This window comes from Paenibacillus brasilensis, from assembly GCF_009363115.1.
Classification (GTDB): domain Bacteria; phylum Bacillota; class Bacilli; order Paenibacillales; family Paenibacillaceae; genus Paenibacillus; species Paenibacillus brasilensis.
Window position 1 is genome coordinate 1,191,853 of sequence record NZ_CP045298.1, and the last position, 18,903, is coordinate 1,210,755.

Annotated in this window: 14 protein-coding genes, 2 pseudogenes and 1 riboswitch; of the genes and pseudogenes, 5 read left to right on the forward strand and 11 right to left on the reverse strand. The window is 45.7% G+C overall.

The window, feature by feature from the left end:
- The first annotated feature begins 262 nt into the window (after positions 1–262).
- Positions 263–1,404, forward strand: a pseudogene (locus tag GCU48_RS05540) (IS110 family RNA-guided transposase).
- Between the two features lie 420 nt (positions 1,405–1,824).
- A complete protein-coding gene (locus GCU48_RS05545; RefSeq protein WP_152379351.1) occupies positions 1,825–3,990 on the forward strand; it encodes an anthranilate synthase component I in 2,166 nt (721 codons plus the stop codon).
- Between the two features lie 279 nt (positions 3,991–4,269).
- On the opposite strand, the gene GCU48_RS05550 is transcribed toward GCU48_RS05545, so the two are convergent.
- From GCU48_RS05550 to GCU48_RS05560, 3 genes and pseudogenes are all read right to left on the reverse strand, one after another.
- Positions 4,270–5,490, reverse strand: coding sequence for an IS110 family RNA-guided transposase (locus GCU48_RS05550; RefSeq protein ID WP_152379352.1), 1,221 nt, complete (start codon positions 5,488–5,490; stop codon positions 4,270–4,272).
- Positions 5,491–6,365: 875 nt separating this feature from the next.
- Positions 6,366–6,696: pseudogene (locus tag GCU48_RS05555) on the reverse strand (hypothetical protein).
- A 596-nt stretch (positions 6,697–7,292) separates the two neighbouring features.
- Positions 7,293–7,652, reverse strand: coding sequence for a HesB/IscA family protein (locus GCU48_RS05560; RefSeq protein ID WP_007431955.1), 360 nt, complete (start codon positions 7,650–7,652; stop codon positions 7,293–7,295).
- A 373-nt stretch (positions 7,653–8,025) separates the two neighbouring features.
- Here GCU48_RS05560 and mqnE point away from each other — a divergent pair, with 373 nt between their 5' ends.
- Together mqnE and GCU48_RS05570 are read left to right on the forward strand one after the other, a co-directional pair.
- Positions 8,026–9,132 carry an aminofutalosine synthase MqnE gene (gene mqnE, locus GCU48_RS05565; protein WP_152379353.1) on the forward strand — a complete coding sequence of 369 codons (1,107 nt, stop codon included), beginning with the start codon at positions 8,026–8,028 and terminating at the stop codon, positions 9,130–9,132.
- Between the two features lie 318 nt (positions 9,133–9,450).
- Positions 9,451–10,518 carry an NAD(P)/FAD-dependent oxidoreductase gene (locus GCU48_RS05570; RefSeq protein ID WP_025720048.1) on the forward strand — a complete coding sequence of 356 codons (1,068 nt, stop codon included), beginning with the start codon at positions 9,451–9,453 and terminating at the stop codon, positions 10,516–10,518.
- Positions 10,519–10,574: 56 nt separating this feature from the next.
- Here GCU48_RS05570 and GCU48_RS05575 read toward each other — a convergent pair whose 3' ends face one another.
- Positions 10,575–10,832 carry a YuzB family protein gene (locus GCU48_RS05575; protein WP_025720046.1) on the reverse strand — a complete coding sequence of 86 codons (258 nt, stop codon included), beginning with the start codon at positions 10,830–10,832 and terminating at the stop codon, positions 10,575–10,577.
- Between the two features lie 87 nt (positions 10,833–10,919).
- On the opposite strand from GCU48_RS05575, the gene GCU48_RS05580 reads away from it, so the two are divergent.
- On the forward strand, positions 10,920–11,165 hold the full coding sequence (locus tag GCU48_RS05580; protein WP_013311836.1) for a NifU family protein: 246 nt from the start codon (positions 10,920–10,922) through the stop codon (positions 11,163–11,165).
- Positions 11,166–11,254: 89 nt separating this feature from the next.
- On the opposite strand, the gene GCU48_RS05585 is transcribed toward GCU48_RS05580, so the two are convergent.
- The 7 genes from GCU48_RS05585 to GCU48_RS05615 all read right to left on the reverse strand — a co-directional run bounded on the left by GCU48_RS05585 (position 11,255) and on the right by GCU48_RS05615 (position 18,789).
- Positions 11,255–12,019: an SDR family oxidoreductase gene (locus tag GCU48_RS05585; protein WP_152379354.1), complete on the reverse strand. Its 765-nt coding sequence runs from the start codon at positions 12,017–12,019 to the stop codon at positions 11,255–11,257.
- 145 nt (positions 12,020–12,164) lie between these two features.
- Entirely contained in the window at positions 12,165–13,007 is an 843-nt protein-coding gene (locus tag GCU48_RS05590; protein ID WP_152379355.1) for a MetQ/NlpA family ABC transporter substrate-binding protein, read from the reverse strand.
- Positions 13,008–13,081: 74 nt separating this feature from the next.
- Positions 13,082–13,750 carry a methionine ABC transporter permease gene (locus GCU48_RS05595; RefSeq protein ID WP_152379356.1) on the reverse strand — a complete coding sequence of 223 codons (669 nt, stop codon included), beginning with the start codon at positions 13,748–13,750 and terminating at the stop codon, positions 13,082–13,084.
- Positions 13,747–14,769, reverse strand: coding sequence for a methionine ABC transporter ATP-binding protein (locus tag GCU48_RS05600; RefSeq protein WP_152379357.1), 1,023 nt, complete (start codon positions 14,767–14,769; stop codon positions 13,747–13,749). Before GCU48_RS05600 ends, GCU48_RS05595 begins: the two co-directional genes overlap by 4 nt.
- A gap of 150 nt (positions 14,770–14,919) precedes the next feature.
- Positions 14,920–15,059: riboswitch (SAM riboswitch) on the reverse strand.
- A 130-nt stretch (positions 15,060–15,189) separates the two neighbouring features.
- Positions 15,190–15,909, reverse strand: a complete 720-nt coding sequence (locus GCU48_RS05605) for a Cthe_2314 family HEPN domain-containing protein (protein WP_025720040.1) — start codon at positions 15,907–15,909, stop codon at positions 15,190–15,192.
- Between the two features lie 51 nt (positions 15,910–15,960).
- Complete coding sequence (locus tag GCU48_RS05610; protein ID WP_152379358.1) at positions 15,961–17,727, reverse strand: UbiD family decarboxylase; 1,767 nt, start codon at positions 17,725–17,727, stop codon at positions 15,961–15,963.
- 129 nt (positions 17,728–17,856) lie between these two features.
- Complete coding sequence (locus GCU48_RS05615; protein ID WP_152379359.1) at positions 17,857–18,789, reverse strand: COX15/CtaA family protein; 933 nt, start codon at positions 18,787–18,789, stop codon at positions 17,857–17,859.
- Between the last annotated feature and the right edge of the window lie 114 nt (positions 18,790–18,903).

Below are 18,903 nucleotides of genomic sequence, written 5' to 3' on the forward strand. Positions count from 1 at the left end.
GGTCAACCAAAAATTTGGTTGGCCTATTTTAATAGGTGTTTTAAGATGACGATAGGCGGGAAGAACTAGGTGGTTTTAGGGGAATATACCCCGTCAAGAAAACTGTTCTCCCACTATCACCAACGACCATGTTTGAGCTGGTTGGGGCAGCGATCCCGTATAACAAGCGAAGCTATGAGGTTGGAATCATCGTGGGGACACCGGTGGTATTCGTAGGAGGGGGATTATGGAACCAGTTATTGGACTAGACGTATCAAAAGGAATGAGTGTATTTCAACCCTTTGTGCAAAGAAATGATCCGTTAGGAAAGGCGGAAACGATTCTCCATGAAGAGCAAGGCTTTCGTCGTATACGCGAAGTAGTTGCACAGCTACAGGAACGCACAGGCAAGGCTCCAGTTGTTGTTTTAGAAGCAACAGGTCATTATCATCGTGGACTTGTTGCATTTCTCATACGAGAAGAAATTGCACATCTCATTGTGAATCCCTTGCAGTCCAAGCGAGCCCGAGGAACTACGCTACGCAAGTTAAAACAGATGCAACAGATGCTTGGCACTTGGCTGAAATGTTCTACCGTGGTGATTTAAAACCACACCGGGCATGGGATGAAGCCCATACAGAGCTTCAGTATGTAACCAGACAGCATGAATTTATAACATCATTATATGTGCAGGCCAAGTTAAATACTCGGGCTTTGCTAGATCAGGTATTTCCCGAATTTGAACCCGTATTTTATGACCTTTACTCGGTAACGGCTCTAAAAGTCCTGCAAGCTTGCCTTCAGGGTAAGGTGGAAAATGCCTCTCAAGCTTTGTTTGAGCATGCCAGGCTCTCTCACTCCAAGAAATGGATTAACGATAGAGTAGAGCTGCTAGACATAGCGTTGCAACAAAAAGCCAAAGTCAGCCGAAGCGTCTCTCAACATGCCGTTTTAGAAGGAATGATTACCTTATTACTTGCCTTTCAGTCTCAACTCGAAATATTAGAGACACAAATGGAGGAAATTTCCTCAAATCTTCCAGAGGTCTATTTGCTCAAATCCATCCCCGGGATTGGTGACAAGCTCGCGTCTACTATTGTGGCTGAAATTGGCGATGCGAGACAATTCGTAGGGCCAAAACAATTGGTTGCCTTTGCAGGACTAGATCCTGGAGTGTACAGCTCAGGTAAGTTCAAAGCAACGAATAATCGGATTACAAAGCGAGGATCAAAGAGACTACGAAGAGCCATTTATTTGGCCGTTCAATGTGGACTGCGACAAGGAGCAAATCAAAGAATAAAAGACTATTACGATAAGAAAAAGAAAGAAGGCAAGCCTTACAAAGTGGCTGTGATCGCCTGCGCCAACAAGCTTATACATCACATATACGCCATTCTTAGTAAAAACGAGCCTTACCACCTGTAAATACCATATTCATCCAGGAACTTTCTGTAGGAGCAGAAGGTTTCTTAGTCATGTTTATAAACAAACCACGTTTGTGGCTATATAATAAGGAGTGGCCAAAAATAACCCTTTCCAAGTATCAGAAGAAAATAAAGTTCTAGACTGAAAAATAAAGTGTTAGACTCTGCAAATATAGTTGTAGACTAAGAAAATAAGGTCTTAGACTGAAAATGCTTCATTAAGCTAACGGGGCAGTTTTGCATTGATAAAATTCGGATGATCAATTAAGATTTAAACAGTTGAGATGAGAACAGGTTAGCTGAGCTGAGAATAGATGAGACTAGTTGAGAGATGCGAAAGAATGTATCTTATTTATTTCCATATCAATATCCTCTCCATGGTCGCTCCTGTTCTCCTCTATACCTAGAGGAGGTACTTCACATGAGTATTTTGTCATCGTTCATTTCTAGTCCCCTTCAAAAAGTCTACCTTACCAAAGGAAACATCGAAGTAACCCGCGATATTAAGTCCATGGATGTCGTAACGTCGCATCAAGTCATTCTAAAGGAAATTGATTATAAAAAGGGCGCATTATTTTCCAGCGGGTATGAATATCCGGGGCGGTATTCGCGTTGGGATATTGGTTTTATATCACCTCCAATAGAGTTCAAAGCACAAGGAAACAGTTTTTGTGTTACTGCAGAGAATAGCAGAGGGACCGTATTATTAAATGCTATTTCCCAAAAATTGGAACAAGTCGGAGACATTGAAAATCTTACGTATTTGGAAAACAAGATTTCAGGTAACATACGAATCAATCAAGGGTTTATAAGCGAAGATGAAAGAACGAAACAGCCTTCCATTTTTTCTGTAATCCGTGCAATTAAGGATCAATTTTATTCCCCTGATGACGTCTTTCTAGGATTGTACGGAGCCTTCGGGTATGATTTGGTGTTTCAATTTGAAGCGATGGAGTTAAAGCACAAAAGGGATTGTGACGAATCCGATGTGATACTTTATCTCCCTGACGAAATCATTATCGTAGATCATCATATGAATTCCGCCTATCAACTTTCTTACGATTTTAGTTTCAACGGTGAGAAAACTAATGGACTGGAGAGAAGTGGACAAATCCGGCAGCCCAAGTTAAATGGGCAAGTGCCATCGGAAGCTTATACCCAGGGCGGCTATGCAAACTTGGTGCGAGAGGCAATTAAATCTTTCAAAGTAGGGGATTTATTTGAAGTTGTTCCCTCCCAAACACTCGTTGAAACTTGCTCAAGCCTACCATCCAACATATTTACTCGATTGCAGGGCATCAATCCGAGCCCTTACGGGTTTATTATTAATTTGGGGGATGAATTTTTGGTTGGCTCTTCCCCTGAAATGTACGTTAGAGTGGAAGGCACAAGGGTAGAAACATGTCCGATTTCAGGTACCATAAAACGGGGGACAAACGCAATTGAAGATTCTGATCGGATAAGAGAATTGTTGAACTCCGCTAAAGATGAGTCAGAGTTGACGATGTGTACCGATGTAGATCGAAACGATAAATCGCGTATTTGCGAACCTGGTTCAGTTAACGTCATTGGGAGAAGGCAAATTGAGATGTACTCCCATCTCATTCATACCGTCGATCATGTTGAAGGGATTCTGCGTCCTGAATTTGATGCTTTGGATGCATTTATGACCCACATGTGGGCGGTTACCATAACGGGTGCTCCCAAGCGCGCCGCTATTCGTTGGATTGAAGACCATGAAAGTTCATCAAGGAGCTGGTATGGTGGAGCCGTTGGCTACTTTGCCTTCAACGGAGATTTGAATACAGGGCTGACGTTACGGACCATCAAAATTAAAGAAGGGGTTGCGCAAATCCGCGTTGGCGCAACGCTACTTTATGATTCAGTGCCCGAGGCTGAGGAGCAGGAGACGCTCACGAAAGCGGCAGCCCTTGTTCAAGCTGTGCGCGAATCAAATGCTACAAAAAAAGTTAAATCGAAACCGATTCGATCCAATGTAGGACGGGGCAAGAATATTTTGCTTGTTGATCATGAAGATTCTTTTGTTCATACGCTAGCAAATTATATTAAACAAACAGGCGCGAAAGTAATGACCTTACGTGCCCCCTATGCCCGAGATATTTTAAACGAAAAGACATTTGATTTGGTCGTGCTTTCCCCTGGACCTGGTCGACCATCACGATTTGCACTAAATGAGACCATTGCGATTTGTCTTGAGAAACAAACGCCTATTTTCGGAGTGTGTTTGGGGCTGCAAGGGATAGTTGAATACTTTGGAGGGAGCTTGGATATTTTGGATTATCCTCAGCACGGTAAATCCTCTTTGGTAAAGACCAATGGGATGAGCCGAATTTGGGATGGATTACCCCAAGAATTTGATGTTGGTCGATACCATTCTTTATATGCAAAACAAATACCGAGTTCTTTGACGGTCAATGCGATTTCAGAAGATGGGGTTGTTATGGGAATTGAGCATACGACATTGCCGATTGCCGCAGTGCAATTTCATCCCGAATCGATCGCCACATTGCGCGGAGAAGTAGGTTTAAGATTAATCGAAAATGTAATATCACGCCTAAACGGCTGATATTGTTGCGCTAACGGGAAACGTTAGTTTAATGGCAACGGCAGTCTAAGACTTTATTTAACAAGTCCTAGAACGCCGTTGTTCTCATTAATGGAGCAGTCTAAAACTTATATTTCAAAAGTTGACGATTCTTCTTTTCAAAGACCGCGTTAAATCAATCACTCCTGTCTATCCTGAAAATATCGCTCCGTAGAACACCTAAAAAAGGCAACAAGAAAGCGACCCTCCGGCAAACAAAAAATAGCCAGGGGCATTAGTAATGTATGGTTTGCATAACGATCAGGAAGCTGCCGTATTCACAGTAATTGATACACCTAATGACTCCAGTTTCTTAATGGAATGCTTGATGATCACATCCCGTTTTCGTTCCTCGTAGTAGGTTGGACCTAGCTCGATGTAGGGTTGTTTCCGCTTAAGAATATAGTAAACCATAGATAATATACTGTGTGCTACTGCAACCGTCGCTCGGTTAGCTCCCCGACGCGCGGAAATCCGATGATACTGGCTGGATAAATACGTTTCTTTTGTTCTAGCCGCAGCCTTCGCAGCTTCTACAAGCGTACTTCGGAGTTTCTTATTTCCTTTTCGCGTCTTGCCGGACAATCGTTTTCCGGCGCTTTCATTCTGACCCGGACACAGCCCTGCCCAAGAACATAAATGGGCGGCGGAAGGATACTGATTCATATTAGAGCCAATTTCGGCTAGAATAGTCTCTGCTGTTCTTCGTGCCACACCTGGGATGGTGTCAAGCAGTTCCAAGTCTTCATCAAAAGGGAGCATGCGCTTTTTAATTTCCTCATCCAACCTGCCAATCTCTTCGTCCAAATAATCGACGTGACGGAGCTGAGCTCCCAGCATCAGTTTCTGATGAGGGCCCATTAAGCCGTTCAATGCTCGCTTCAAATCCGCTTTTTTGCTTTTCAACTTTCGTTTTGCAAGATCAGATAAAGCTTCAGGATTGGTTTCGCCAGCAATCATCGCCTCAATCATTGCACGTCCTGATTTCCCAAGCACATTGCTGGCAACCGAGGAAAGCTTGATGTTTGCTCCTTCCAGCACCTTTTGAATGCGGCTGACTTCCCGAGCTCGCTCTTCGATGAGACTACGGCGGTAGCGAATCAATTCCCTCAGCTCTCTTTGCTCGCGATTTGGGATAAAGCTACCCTTCAATAGACCATGCCGGAGCAATCCAGCAATCCATTCCGCGTCTTTGATGTCAGTCTTGCGTCCCGGAACATTCTTGATGTGCTGGGCATTCACAACAAGAGTCTCAATCTCCTCAAGCTCCAACAGGTTGTAGATTGGTTTCCAATATGCTCCAGTGCTTTCCATCGCTACATGAGTGCATTCCTTGACTTTGAGCCAATCTACAAGCAAAATTAAATCGTCGGTCATCGTGCCAAACGTACGGATTTCTTTACCTTCAGGCGTGATGGTGCAGGCAACGATGTTCTTTTTATGAACGTCAAGTCCGCACACATGACTGTAAACAACGTCCATTCGTAGCCTTCTCCTTACGGCAGCAAGATTGAAGGGGCTGGTGCAACAACCACATATGGTTATTCTATCCTGCGTGCTTCCAAATTCGGAGCAACAATCTGTGGTGCACCTGGTCGTTAGGGTCAGTCTAATACTCGGGCTCGAAGCACCATTGACTGCCGACCTGCCTTCGCCAGCCGTAAGTAAATTATATCGCATGCCTACCATTTTCATCATCTGTTGGTGCTGCGTTAGCGGCATGGGCGTCTAATACTTTATTTTCAACGAACAGCTGAACTATGCGCTGTTTGGCTGGGCTGGGTTACTTATAGCACTGGCTGGAACTATTTATGGACTTTCATTTCTTACGGTATTGCATTTGTACTCGTTTACTTATATATACTGGTTTTGAAATGGGCAGAGAAATAGATCAATCTCCAAGCCAAGAGATAGCACAATAGAAGCAGTGACAGCCTAGTCTTTCGACTTTCGGGTCACTGCTTTTTTAAGTGGGAGTCAAATAAAATAAATGGAATTTGATACTCGGCCTATTAGACGATCATACCGTTCAGTTTATAGAAAAATACGCCATCTCTTTGACGTATATTTTCGTTAGAATGTTGGTGGACCCCCTTGACAAACATTAGCTGGTTTTCTTGTCTTTACGTGATTGCTTCCAGGCCTGAACCAAAGTCTTTAGGTCAGTAGTTATACTGACCAACTTTAGCACAACGTCAAGAATCTTCACGATTAGATCAAATGACACGGCGTCACCCCCTCTCGGGCTAGCTTCGCCGCATCTTCCCACCGGTTATTTTGTCCAAATCATTATAGCATAAATGGGAAAACTGGAATATAGAGTAGGAATAGCGAGAAGAAATACTAGTCGTTAAGTGTCACTTTGTTTTAATAAGGTCAAGTTCAATGTGACTTCGATTGTGTAAAACATAGCAGTTCATCCAGTAAAAACGTTAATCCATCCTTTCTGCGTAAACGCTCGATCAACTCTGTAACGACTTCCATAATCTCACGTTGTACATTCTTCGCCAGTTGGAGCCCCCCCGCTTTCCCCATCCACATATAGATGCGGATGATCCTCCTGTTCTACCTTGCGTACATGCCGCAGACACAAAATCCTTTTTCAAGATAAAAGAAATAGCTACGTCCATACAGGACTCCCTCAAATAATTCATACATATGAGGATCATCATCAGGTCCATAAACCATGGTGGCTCGCTTTAATTCAACCGGATTGCCCGTATATAAAATTACTCCCTCCACACTCAATTTCAAAAGTAGCTCCTATACCAACATTTTAGTGAGGTAAAACTCAAATTAAAATAATGTGAACTTTTTGTTCGATAAGTGCTAAGTGATCGTATGCTAAAATGTAATTTATGTATAAGGAATCGTACATCAAATACGTTTGTATATATTTCCTTATAAAGTTCATGTTACGTCGGCCTCTATGTATTAATGTGCTACTTATTCTATATGTGAATTCTCATAGTCGGGATGGAGAGTGATAAAATGCGCTTTCTGAAAGCTTTTTCCTCAAAACAAAATATAAATAGCTCAGTTCTGTTTTTTGCATTTTTAATTTCATACAGTGTTTATTTTGAGATGGAAATTAAGCCCTTAATCATTTTCATTTTTACAATTCTATTCTCCCTTCTTAATGCTTTTAGTACATTTGTTCAATCCATACGGAGTAATCATGATTTTAAATAAAGTGGGTATCCACACACTAAAAAGACCTCCACAACGAGTATAGTACTTGACTATACCGCTATGGAGGTCAGATCATCAATGAAAAAGTCTAATTAACAAGGCTCCTCGCTTGGCTTCCCTGCATCGTCACGTGTACGAAAGCTTGAACCACAGCCGCATGTAGCTACGGCATTCGGGTTATGAATCGTGAAGCCACCAGACATCCCGGATTCTTCAAAGTCGATTTCCAGCCCGTCCAGGTAGCGAATGCTTTCTTTTTCCACTACTACTTTCATATCCTGTACGTTCATATATATATCCTGATCTGTCTCATTGTCGTCAAAGCCCATGGCGTACGAAAATCCGGTACATCCACCTGGCGTAACACCCAGACGCAAAAACATATTCGGCGTTTCCTGCTGCTCCAGCATTTCCTTCAAGCGTTCAGCAGCGGAATCGGTGATGTTAATCATGGCTCCATCCTCCTCTTTTACTTCATATTCTCCTTCAGTATACTCCACTATTTGCAGGTGCTCAAGTCATGGAATGTCCTTCCCCTACGGGATAAAAGACCTGTTTTTATACTCATTTGTATTGATCACCTGTGTGGTGAGGTTTATAATAGGTGAAGAGTGTGTAAAAGAAACTGTCGGAAATTTGTCATTTCAATGGCGATGTTTTGAGACATTCATCATTGTAGCCTGGCATTGTAACATTTTTCACATATCATATATCCGCGCTGCCGGGTTCGTACCGACGGAACGGGACATCCTGTGTGCATCAAGCGCTTACGCCGCTGATCAAAGCGGACAGCCTCGCACAGAGCAACTTGAAGGAGGAATGGGCATGTCCACATTAGTTACACCCTTTACAGACCGCAGAATGGCGGAGATTGTAGAAAAGGTACAGAACGGGATTCGTTTGAACCTTGAAGACGGTATATATTTGTATGAAACTGACGATATTCTCACACTGGGTCAGTTGGCTAACGAAGCGAATTTACGCAAAAACGGAAAAAAGGTTTATTTTATTGAAAACATGAGCCTGTACTTCACCAATGTATGCGAAGCGCGCTGCGCGTTCTGCAATTTCCGCAAGGATCAGGGGGAGGACGGCTCTTATACGTTGTCCGGGCAGGAAATGATTGATTATGTAGAGCAACATATTCATCCGGGTGTAAGAGAATTCCATATCGTCGGCGGTCATAATAATCATGTGCCTTTCCAATACTATGTAGACTCATTGAAGGCGCTAAATGAAAAATATCCTAACGTTACACTGAAAGCCTATACTGCGGCAGAAATTGATTTTTTCACACGTATTAGCGGCTTGAGTATCAAAGAGGTGCTTCAGGAACTGCAAAAGGCTGGGCTTAAAACGCTGACAGGCGGTGGCGCAGAAATTTTGTCCGACGAATATCGCAAGAAAATGCATGTTTCCAAGGCCAACGTGGACCGCTATCTGGAAGTACATCGCACGGCTCACAATCTCGGCATGAGAACCCATACGACCATGCTGTACGGTTCGGTCGAATCGTATCAGGATCGTATTGAGCATATGCTGCAAATTCGTGAATTGCAGGACGAAACGAACGGATTCATGGTATTCATTCCACTATCTATGCAGCCGAAAAGCAAAAATGCCAACATCATGCGCCGCAATTCCGCTTATGAGGATCTCAAAACCATTGCGATCAGTCGCCTGATGCTGGACAATATCGATCATGTCAAAGCCTACTTCATTAATATTGGTCCACAATTGACGCAGGTCGCGCTTACATTCGGTGCCTCGGACGTCCATGGCACGATTGTGCGCGAGCAAATCAGCCATGCCGCTGGTGCATTGACTCCGGCCGGTCTGACCCGTAAAGAGCTGATTTGGCTGGTCAAAGGTGCAGGACGCATCCCGGTTGAACGGGATACCTTCTATAACGAAATTGAAGTTTTCGAGTAGAAATTCTCAAATTCTCAATTACATGTATTTTTGGATTCAAATTTCCCGCGAGCATTTCATCCCCATTACTCACACCATGCAGCGTCAAGCTGTCTCGGAATACTCTGGTTTGCCTGCCACAGGCGGACCAGACTCCGGGTTTTACAACAATAATAAACTCGTGTCTGATCGGAGTGTTGAATTCGTATGTCGCCGGAGTAAGACGTTAATTAACTTTTACGTAACAAATCTTGATACGGCGAGAAGACGAACTTGCTTTTCTGATGAGGCTCCAGACCATTTGCCGGGGACACGGCAGCGAAAGGACGGCGGATTTTGATGAAAAATTTCGTTATTCTGGGGGGCGGCTACGGCGGCCTTACCATTGCCAAAGAATTGCTGGACAAACACATTCCCGACGATGTTCAACTTATTTTAGTGGACCGGATGCCCTTTCAGGGGTTGAAAACAGAATACTACGCTCTCGCGGCGGGTACGGTATCTGATTTTGATTTGCGAGTGCATTTTCCCGATGAGCAGCGTCTGATTCGCAAATATGGGGAAGTCACCTCAATGGATTTGGAGAATAAAATCGTCCATTTTCAGGATGGCGAGCCTTTGCTCTATGATCAGCTTGTGATTGCGCTGGGTTGTACGGACCGTTTTCACAATACACCAGGGGCTGAAGAGTATAGCTGCACGATCCAGTCATTTAACCATACCCGTCAAACGTATCTGCGCTTGAATGAAATCAAGCCTTATGGACATGTTCATATTGTAGGCGGCGGTCTGAGCGGTGTTGAAATTGCTGCGGAATTACGTGAAAGCCGTTCAGATTTAAATATTACCATTATGGATCGGGGCGAGCGGGTGCTGTCGGCATTTCCGCAACGTTTGTCTGCCTACGTACACGCGTGGTTCAAGGAGCACCAAGTAAATGCACTCAACCATGTTGCGGTTTCCCGTATTGAACCGGGAGCTATTTACAACCATGACGAGCAGATTGTAACCGATGCAGTTGTATGGACCGCCGGGATTCAACCGGTAAAAATGGTGCAGGATTTGGCCGTTCCTAAAGACCCACAGGGCCGCATCGTGCTCAACGAATATTATCAGATACCGGATCATCCCGAGGTGTACGTGGTTGGGGATTGTGCCAGTCTTCCCTACTCGCCAAGCGCCCAGGCGGCAGAGGTGCAGGGCGAGCAGATTGCACACATTGTACGCGACCTGTGGAAGGGCCAAACGCCTCACCCTCATCCTCTGAAGCTGCGCGGCACATTAGGCGCACTTGGCAAGAAGGCGGGGTTCGGCTATGGCTTTATGGGTAGCACCTCATTGCGTGGGCGAGTACCGCGCTTGCTTAAAAGCGGTGTGCTCTGGAAGTCCAAACGCCATTTTGGCTGACCCAATGTCTATATAATCACAAGAAGACCCGCTCTCGGAGCAGGTCTTCTTGCATTTCAATCCAAATCAAGCTGATCCCATGCTTCGGCTTCCTTGATCTTGTTTATAATCACTTCATACAGCAGCTCTGCTGAATCTGCGGAAACAATCTCGCCGTTGACCATCGCATAGGGTTCAGCATTACACTGACCACAATTGCTAAGACAGCCGTATTCGATTACATCATAATCTGGATTTTGCTCCAGCCTGGACATAATTTCATCGGTGCCAAAATGCATATTACTGGTGCAAAATTCGATGATAGGTCTTAACATTTTTTCACCTGCTTTGGCTTACGGGCATTTTAATTTGGCCCGCTTTGTAATATAATAAATAAGGTATAGGAAAGGAGTTGAATTCTAATGAGCGAAACACAAAGCGTTCAAATGTATGACGAAGTAGCAGATGTACTGGATAAGCTCCGTCCGTTCCTGCAACGCGATGGCGGTGACGTTGAGCTGGTTGACGTTGAAGACGGCATCGTTAAGCTGAAGCTGGTAGGCGCTTGCGGTAGTTGCCCAAGTTCCACAATCACGCTGAAAGCAGGGATTGAGCGCGCTCTTCTCGAAGAAGTCGACGGCGTCCAAGAAGTGGTACAAGTATTCTAATGCTTGTTGCATAATGATCATGAGAGTCTTGACTTCGGTAACGAAGCTCAAGACTCTTTTTTGTGTACTGCATCTACCGAATCCAACTCTTAAATGGTCGGCCGAATCGGGTCCAGCCCTCCCGACACATCCATAATATTGCCTGTTATAAAATCCGAGTGTTCCTGACACAAATAGGCGATCACTCGTGCAATGTCCTCTCCACTCCCCGGACGTCCACGTGGTGTCTCTTTATCCTGCATGCCGATGACGTCGGCGATAGACATTTCTTTATTCGCTCCCCGGATATCTCCGGGACAAATCATATTCACCGTAATGCCATACGGAGCTTCCTCCACAGCCAGTGACTTTGTGAAAGACACCAGCCCCACCTTGGCGGCTGCATAGGCAGCACGATGCGGCCAAGCCCTCGCTTCTCCAGCATGACCAAAGCCAAAATGAATAATACGTCCCCATTGCCGGCTACGCATATGAGGCAATACCAGATGATCCAGCAGCATGGTACCGACCAGATTTCCCTGTATCATGGCATGAATCTCGGCTACACTGTAATCCGCAAACAGACGGCGTTCCCGGATGAACGGTCCGGCATTGTTCACCATAATATCTACACCGCCCAGCCGATCCTCGACCTCGCTGATCAGCCTCGTGATATCCTCCTGAATGGAGATATCTCCTTGTAAAGAAAGGCAGCGTACTCCTTTAGACTGGATCACCCGCTTTAGCTCATCGGCTTCAGCTTGGCTATGCACATAATTCAGTGCAATATTACAGCCTTCATCAGCCAGACGCAGAGCGGTCATCTTGCCTAAACCTTTGGCACTGCCTGTTATGAGTGCGACTTTGTCTCTCAACAGTTTTCCTCCTCTTCACAGAGAACGGTCACCCCCAAGTATAAAATATTTAGGCTTCGCCTACAACTCCAGGAAAAAAGAAACCCCAGTCCTCTTGTTCAAGAGATCTGGGGTTTGCGTTGTTCGACGCGCTTACACTCCCTACTTAAAATGCCGGGATAATCGCGCCTTGATATTTATCTTCAATGAATTTTTTAACTTCCGCTGATTGCAAAGCCTTCATCAGCTTTTGAATCGCTTCGGAATCTTTATTATCAGGACGTGCAACCAAAACGTTCGCATATGGAGAATCCTTGTCTTCCAGTGCCAATGCATCCTTGGTTGGATTCAGATTTGCTTCCAGAGCATAGTTCGTGTTGATCAGTGCAATGTCCACTTCAGGCAACTGACGTGGCAGCATTGCCGCTTCCAAAGTTTTGAAATCCAATTTTTTCGGGTTTTCAGTAATATCTTTTACTGTAGCTTCGATATTGCTTTCGTCTTTCAGCTTGATCAGACCTTGTTTGGCTAACAGCAGCAATGCACGACCTTCATTGGTTGCATCGTTCGGAATAGCTACGGTTGCGCCATCTGGAATTTCATCAAGTTTTTTATATTTTTGGGAGTAGATACCGAATGGCTCCAGATGAACGGCACCTACAGACACCAGATTCATTTTACGCTCTTTGTTCATTACATTCAGGTAAGGTACATGTTGATAGAAGTTAGCATCCAGCTGCTTGTCGAACAATTGTACGTTGGGTTGTACGTAATCGTTAAACTGAACGACTTGAAGACGAATGCCCTCTTTTTCCAACTGAGGTTTGATCGATTCCAAAATTTCCGCATGCGGCACAGGAGAAGCGCCTACTTTCAGCTCAACTTCGCGTGGTGCACCGCCCGTATTTCCAGTTGTTTTTGATGCATCAGATGTCGTGCTCTTCGTGCCGCAAGCAGCCAGCACCGCAATTAATGTCAAGCTTAATACGGCCAATACCCATTTCTTCATGTTATTACCCCTCCAATAGTTTGTAATGTTCAGGATTCAGATGCCTGATCAATAAGGATATCTATATGGTTTCCCTATTTTCGAGTATAATGCCTTACCAGACGATCCCCTGCCATTTGCAGCAGTTGTACCAGTACGACCATCAGCACGACGGCAACGATCATTACAGCCGTTTCATAACGGTAATAACCGTAGTTGATAGCCAGCGTACCCAGACCACCGCCCCCGATCATACCGGACATCGCCGTATAGGATACGAGTGTAACGATGGTAATAGTTAATGCGGCGAGCAATCCCGGCAGTGCCTCACGCAACAGCACCCGGCGGATGATTTGCCCAGTTGAAGCGCCCATCGCTTGCGCGGCCTCGATGACACCCTTGTCCACTTCACGCAGCGACGTTTCGACAAGGCGTGCGAAGAAAGGGGCGGCCCCGATGACCAATGGCGGAATGGTACCCAGCACCCCGGTCGAGGTACCTACCAACGATCGTGTAAAAGGAATAAGTGCAACGATCAAAATAATAAATGGTACAGAACGCAGAATGTTAACGATAAATGATAGTACAATGTATACCACCTTCATCAGAGTCAACGAAGAGCGGCTCGCCAGAAACAATAGTATACCAAGCGGCAAGCCAATAATAAGGGTGAACAGGGCGGATGCCCCAAGCATCTGAAGGGTCTCCACCGTAGAATTCCACAGTTCTTCCCAACTCACTTGCGAAAAATCGAGTTCGCTCATTGTCCGATCACCTCCACATCAAGTCCTTGCCCGGACACTTCACGCAGCGTATGCTCAATATCCTCCTGATTTCCTTCAAAACGAACGATGAGCTGTCCATAGGGTACGTTTTTGATGGTGGAGATGGTTCCCTGCAAAATCGCAAAATCAACGCCGGTCTTACGGGCCGTACGCGAAAGAATCGCATCGTACGTTTTGCTGCCCAAGAAGGAAATTCGTACTACCTGTGCCGATTCGCCGCCACCCGCGGCCGCAATTGCTGCTTGCAATTCCTCGGCATGCTCAGACTCCCGTTGGATAAAGTCCTTGGTAACCTGATGCTGTGGCTTCAAGAATACTTCCGCCACCGGCCCCTGCTCCACAATGTCGCCCTGATGAATCACGCCGACTCGATCACATATGCTTTGAATGACATGCATTTCATGCGTAATCAGCACGATAGTTAAATTAAAGCGCTGGTTAATATCCAATAGCAATTTCAGAATCGACCCTGTCGTCTGCGGATCAAGCGCTGAGGTAGCCTCGTCACACAGCAGCACATGAGGATCACTGGCAAGCGCCCGCGCAATACCTACCCGCTGCTTCTGTCCCCCTGAAAGCTGTGAAGGGTATTTTCCACTGTGTTCCTCCAGCCCAACGAGTTCCAGCAATTCTCGAACTTTCTTGTCCACCTGCTGCTTGGGCGCGTTCACCAGACGCAACGGAAATGCAATATTGTCATATACCGTCGCCGATGATAATAAATTAAAATGCTGAAAAATCATTCCGATTTTTCGGCGCTGCTTCTGTAACTGGGCTTGACTCACAGTGGTGAGATTGACATCATCCACCCATACTTCACCTGAAGTGGGCCGTTCCAATAAATTAATACAGCGAATCAGCGTGCTTTTCCCTGCTCCGGAGTGACCAATAACTCCAAATATTTCTCCACGCTTTATAGAAAGGTTCAACCCGGACAGCGCACTAACGCGCCGGTTCCCTTTGCCATAATGCTTGGTTAATTGCTTAAGCTCTATCAACGTGCTGCGACCCCCTCTACTCTTCCTTACCCTTTTAATCAGCTTTCATCTCTAGGATGTATAATCGCTCAATTTGTGTACACAAATTAAGCGATTTATACAAAAAGAGCCCCTTTCACAGAATGAAAAGGGCCCCGCTATGCGAACCTTTTCTCATCTGTCAAAAACGCTATAACTCTAGCGGTTTTGTAGGAATTAGCACCATCATGTTCCCTCCCGGTGTGTTATACCGGGAAAAAACGGGTTGCCGGGCTTCATCGGGCCAGTCCCTCCACCTCTCTGGATAAGAAAAATATGTTAAACTCCAGCCTTAGCTGTCCGTTAAGTTTGTATTAAAACCATAATTCAAGCATTTTTCTGAAACTAGATTTCAGTATAGATAGTTTACATAGCTTTGTCAAAGGATATTTTCTAACATAATTATGGACGCACTGCCCGGTTCTCCCATTGTTTCGCTGTATAAGAAAAAACGTTTGTTAATGACCGGCACACCATATCCAAGCCCTGCTGCAAATCCTCCAGATGATGATCCAGATCTTCCAGCTGTATTTTGCCGTACAAAGCTCGATGCCGTTGCCAGAGATCATCCTGCATTTCCGTATTCATATAGTGTATCTCCGTATTTCGCCGCTTACGCAGGCGATTGATGGCATCGGTGTATGTGTCCTTAATATCAATCAAATTATCGGTCAATACAGGATGCATTTTGAGATACTTGAGCTGCCGCAGCACGGTAAAATACGAATAATGCGCCTTATACTGCCCCGTTTTTAAATCATACAGATCATTCATCCAGTTACCGAGCTTATCCAGAATGGAGAATACTCGCACAAACCCATCCTTGTAAAAGAAAACATACAATGCATAATCGGATTTTTCATCCTCGCTCATATCTTCAGCGTATCCGGCCTTCACTTTCATACGGAAAAAGGCGGCAGCATGATGGCTCTGCTCCAGCTCGTCCAGAGAGGACATCAGACCGCGTGTCAAAATATCCGCTTTGCGAAAATCGTGGGTCGGATCACCACTGGCCTGAATTTGCCGCTCCAGCAGGTTTAACATGTCTGACATGCTATTCATGGCATCCAGCAGGACGCCCTTGCTCACACGTGGCGGCTCGCCCAGCAGCTTGCGTATCATGCTCACGCCTCCTTATGAATGTAAAATCCGGTTGTTCAATGAATTAGGGCGTCAAGCGAAATAACTCGTCCACCGTTGATCTACAAGCTTAACAATATCCTCACGTGGCAACACTTCATCAGGGTAGCCTGGCTTCATACGCGCATCCACTACAATCGGCAGCTTATAGTTCAGGTGATGCAAACGCACCTCGCTGTCGGCGTACATATCCGTAGCCGGGTTAAAGCGTGTGAATACCGTCCACAGGAACGAGGCTTGGGAGCGAACCACTTCTTTGGCATCGTCCACGATAAAGACGAGTGGCCATTCTTGCTCACCCTCCGCCAATCGTTCCAATACACGCGCTGCCAATTCTGGTTCTTGCTCAAAGGACGCACCTGATACAACAAGGCAGCCTCCGCAGTACGGCTTAATTTCACGAATACCCGGCAGGTCTCCTCCCTCATAGGTACCAGGCAATTCACGTATCGGCTCGCCTACGCCCATCAGAATCGCTTTACTGCCGTGATTCAGCTTGCGGCCCGTATAATCAAGTGTATCGTGGGACGTATGGTTGAAAATGAACAAATCCCTTGCTGGATTAAATCGCTCCAGAATCGTTTCCAGCAGCAGGTTAAAATCAGACAAATCAATAACCCGATCTGTCAGCATCAGGAATTTGGTTAATGACAATTGGCCTTGGCCCAAAATGGTAAAGCCGGATACCAGCGCTTCACGGGAGTAGCTTTCACGCACAACGGCCGCTGCCAGCGCATGTACGCCCGTTTCCGCATAAGCCCACAAGGACTTGACTGAGGGCATCACAAGCGGATAGGCAGGCGACAACAGACGCTGTAAAAATTCGCCGAGATAGTAATCCTCCTGACGTGGTTTACCTACAATGGTTGCCGGATAAATGGCATCCTTGCGGTGATACATATGCTTGACATGAAATACAGGGAAATCATGCTGTAATGAGTAGTAGCCAAAATGATCGCCAAACGGTCCTTCCGGACGGCGTTCATGAGGCGGTACATAGCCACTGATCGCAAATTCGGCCTCTGCCGGAATCCGGTGACCACCAAGCGGGTCTTCTGTCATCGGCAGCTTGCCTCCCATGATAAGCGAGGCCAGCAACAGCTCAGGCAGGTTCTCCGGTGCCGGAGCAATCGCAGATGCAATCAGAGCAGGCGGTCCACCGATGATTATCGTTGTAGGCAATGGCTCATTACGCAGCTCGGCTTCATGATAATGAAAGCCGCCGCCTTTATGAATTTGCCAGTGAATTCCTGTCGTCTGATCATCATAAATCTGAATACGGTACATACCGAGATTATGATCCTTGGAATGCCCCGGCTTTTCGGTATATACGAGCGGAAGCGTAATGAACGGTCCTCCATCCTCATGCCAACTCGTGACTCTAGGCAGTGGAGCCAGCGGAGCCTCTGTCCGCCGAACTCCCAATACAGGAGCCTCGCTATGGGATACCGTTTTCAGTCCTACTTTTAGCATGTCCTTAATGAGGCCACGTTCATTCCATAAAGCTTTGGGGGTAGGTGGAAGCAAGGTTTTGGTCGCTCCAACAATCGCATCCATCAATTGCTCCGGGCGAGGACCAAAAGCCATGTCTACACGACGATTCGTACCAAACAGATTACTAGCTACCGGAAAAGGAGTTCCTTTTACATTCGTGAACAGTAGTGCCGGTCCTTCTTCCTCAATCACTCTCCGATGGATCTCGGCCAGCTCCAAATAAGGATCGACAGGCGCTTCTATAATTTTAAGATGATTTTCTTTACGCAGCGCTTCAATGAATTGGCGCAAATTCTGGTAGATCAACTGACGACTCCTCCTAAGCAAATCAAGCCCTCGAGAAACTCGTGGGCCTAGTTTGTTTCTTATATGCTATTATACGTGTTTGAACCCCTCTTGGGCAAAATATCAGCTTTACTATAATCTATGAAATACTTAGGTACGTTGTGCTTGGGTCGGAACAAACTTGCGATCCGGCGACAATTGCCATACACGATAACTCAGATAAACCAAAATGGAGAACAACGATGCAATCACCAGCATATGTCCTAGCACGACAAACATGTAAATTTCAGGTCTGGTAACGTACAGCAAGCTAATTCCAATAATGACCTGGAGTGTTATTAGCAGTACCGAAACAGCTCCCAATGTACGAATGTCCCGGTGATTCGGGTGATAGCGGTATGAGTAGTGACCCACGGCCAAGATAATGACGAACAGCAGACCGGCTGATATCTGATGAAGCAGCAGTGGAGATATAAAGCCCCCGATATTTATAACCTTCTGGATGACCGAGTGACTGAGCAACGCCCCTGAATAGATAGCAATATAGGTATAAATCGTCGATAGCCATATAAAGTTACGAAAGCCCCGACTGACAGACCCAGGAATCAGACGCGGGGTGTAGCGTGAATCCGCATGCTCCTGCCAGGCCCCCAGCGTCATCATGGTCGCACTGGCAAATGCAATAAGCGCAAAGCCAAAATGCAGTCCCATGACTGCCGCCGATTGGGAGAAGACGACAGCCAACGCCCCCATCGCACCTTGTATGATGACAAACATGAGCGTTAACAGCGAGAATAGCTGCAAATCCTTCCGGTGCTTCATAAACAGCAAAAAGCCGACAAATGAGGCGATAGAAAGAATCCCGGCCATGGCACTTACGGAGCGATGAGAGAACTCAATAAGGGATGCGATCGTATGTGCCGGAACCAGCTTACCATTGCAAAGCGGGAAGTCCCGTCCACAGCCCAGTCCCGAATCGGTCCGCGTCACAACACCTCCACCGAAGGTCGCCAAAAACATGACAATACATGTTACGAGTGCCAGCCACTTTAATATTCTGATTTTGTTATTCAAAGAACTCACCCGTATCCTTCCAAATATAATATTTATTCACTATATATGTTGTGAAATGATCACTTAAAGTAATTATAACTGATATATCGTTACTTGACATACGCGTTTTGTTGACAAAATGTG